Raw genomic sequence first — 2543 nt, 5'->3', positions numbered from 1 at the left:
CAAAAAATGATCTGTAATTATACGTCTTGAATCGTTTTTCGTTTCATGCTTTGGATCAATTTATCTGCTCATTTAGAACCGTATGTTTCAAATGAGTTTTGGTTTATGACGAACGAGGTCGCTGACATCCTGAGTACCATTAAGGTTAATTGACACATTCTGACTGACAGTATCGCCACTACTGTCCGTCACAGTAACAGTATACGTTTGTGTCAGTTGACCCGCATTGAGGTTATCAAGAGCACTGTCGTCGACGCTGTAAGACCAGTTAATTTGTTGAGTTCCGTCACCAGAGCTACCAAGAGCGGGAGAGAAGTTACCTCGATAGCCTGAGCCTGCTGGAGTAACGGATACTGACTGAGCATCAGATAAGTCAACATCCGCGATGGTGAAGCTGCCATTATCACTATGGGTTACCGAGTTTTCGCTGGCAGACCTGTCTGCGCTTTCTGTGACACTGCCACTGACATCATTGACGGATTGTATTGTTGGTCTGTCGTTAGTACCTGTAATAGTAACCACTACATCTTGTTCGGTGGTGCCGCCCTCACCATCGGAGACGGTAATGGTATAGGTCTGATTGAGAGTTTCACCGTCAGCCAAATAATCGATATCACCATCAGACACTTCAAAACTCCAATCGACACTGCCAGAGTTGTTACCACTGGGGTTATTCGTGTTGATGCTGAAGTTGCCCAGATAACCGCTGGCTGCCGAGGCGTAAGATGCTGTGTGACTGTTGCTGAGGTCTACGTAGTCGAAGGCAAGACTGCCATTGTCTGATAATGTTGCGGTCCGTTCGCCGGCGGCTCCATCAGCGAGCTCGGTAATGCTGCCGCTGGTGGTCGAGGAAGTGATTTCCGGATCATCATTCGTACCGGTCAGGGTGATGACGATATCCTGATCGACAGTACCGCCATCGCCATCGGATACTGTGACGGTATAGGTTTGTATCAGCGTTTCACCGGCCGCTAAATAGTCTAACGCGCTATCGGCAACAGCGAAGTCCCAGTCAATTCGACCGGATCCATCATTAACCGTATCGTCGCCAACAGTAGCGCTGAAGTTACCCAGATAACTACTGCCAGCGGCTGCGTAACTGACGCTCTGGGTATTGCTGAGATCGGTGTCTGCAATTGTAAAGCTACCATTGTCGTTCAACTCTGTAGTGGATTCACCGGCCGCATTTTCATCGAGCTCGGTAATGCCGCCGGTGACTTTGGTGGTCGCCTCAATCGTTGGGGCTTCGTTATTGCTACCGGTCAACGTTATAACGATGTCTTGATCCACGGTACCGCTGGCACTGTCAGTGACGGTGACGGTATAGGTTTGATTCACGGTCTCGCCTTCTGCGAGGAGCTCCAGAGCGCTGTCGTCTACAGAGAAGTCCCAGTCGATACGCCCGGTACCATCACCGAGTGTGTCATCTCCTACGGAGACGTTGAGTGTACCGACATAATTACTATCAGCGGCGGAGTACGCAACACTCTGAGTTTCAGCAAGCTCGACATCCGCGATGGTAAAGTTGCCGCTTTCAGAATGAGAAACGGTGCCAGCTCCGGCAGTGCCATCTTCTATCTCTGTAATACTTGCCGTGACATCAGTGGCAGTTTCAATGGTGGGGGCATCATTAGTGCCGGTGATCGTAATAACGACGTCTTGATCTACTGAAGCACCGTCGTCATCGGTAACGGTGACCGTGTAGGTTTGGGTCAGGGTTTGCCCTTCTGTCAGATCATCAATCACGCTGTCAGCAATATCAAAGTTCCAATTGACGCGGCCTGAACCATCCGAGGTGGTGTCATCCGCCAAGTCGATGGAGAAATCACCGAGGTAATCGGCGCTGGCAGAAGTGAAGTTTATAGATTGGGTGTTCGTCAGATCCACATCGGCGATAGTGAAACTGCCATTGTCAGAGAGGGTTGTTGTCAACTCACCTGCAGCGTTGTCGTCCATTTCAGTAATGCCGCCGGTGACATCGGTAGCTGCCTCTATGGTCGGGGCATCACTAGTACTCCATCCACCGTCAAATGATAGACTGAATTTTGTATTATCCTGACAGCTCCACTGCAACAAAAGATGGAGCCGTCATGAACGTTAAATACCATGTTCGTTTAAGTGATGATGAACGCTCAATGCTTGAGGCTTTAATCAAACAAGAAAAACCAATAATTGCGCAACACAAAAAACGCCACGCACAAATTTTGCTCGCCATCGATGAAAATCGCTCGCCGCTTACCCATGAGCAGGCAGCTAAAGCCTTCAACGTGAAACCGCTCACTATCTGTCGTCTTCGTCAACGCCTTGCTGAGGAAGGATTAGAGGTTGCGATCAATAGCAAGCACAGTCGTCATGGAGGAAAACGGAAAATGGATGGTGAGTTAGAGGCTCACCTTATCGCTCTGACCTGTTCTGCACSKCCAAAAGGAAACGCGCGATGGACGTTAAACCTCCTCAGGGACAAGATGATCGAGCTGGAGTACATTGATGAAATATCCAGAAGCACCATCCATGAATCTTTAAAAAAAACGAACTTAAGCCTT

General features: G+C 49.0%; 2 protein-coding genes. One reads left to right on the top strand and one right to left on the bottom strand.

Annotated features, from left to right (window positions below; translation table 11 throughout):
• Positions 1–87: 87 nt before the first annotated feature.
• On the bottom strand, positions 88–2076 hold the full coding sequence (locus AKL11_RS03380) for a beta strand repeat-containing protein (protein ID WP_067515176.1): 1989 nt from the start codon (positions 2074–2076) through the stop codon (positions 88–90).
• Between the two features lie 14 nt (positions 2077–2090).
• Here AKL11_RS03380 and AKL11_RS03375 point away from each other — a divergent pair.
• The coding region (locus AKL11_RS03375) for a helix-turn-helix domain-containing protein (protein WP_067515175.1) at positions 2091–2543 on the top strand (453 nt) is incomplete at its 3' end.

It is taken from the genome of Endozoicomonas ascidiicola (genome assembly GCF_001646945.1).
GTDB classification, from domain to species: Bacteria; Pseudomonadota; Gammaproteobacteria; order Pseudomonadales; family Endozoicomonadaceae; genus Endozoicomonas; species Endozoicomonas ascidiicola.
Note: the sequence above shows the minus strand (reverse complement) of the source record. Positions and strands in the feature narration are given on the sequence as shown.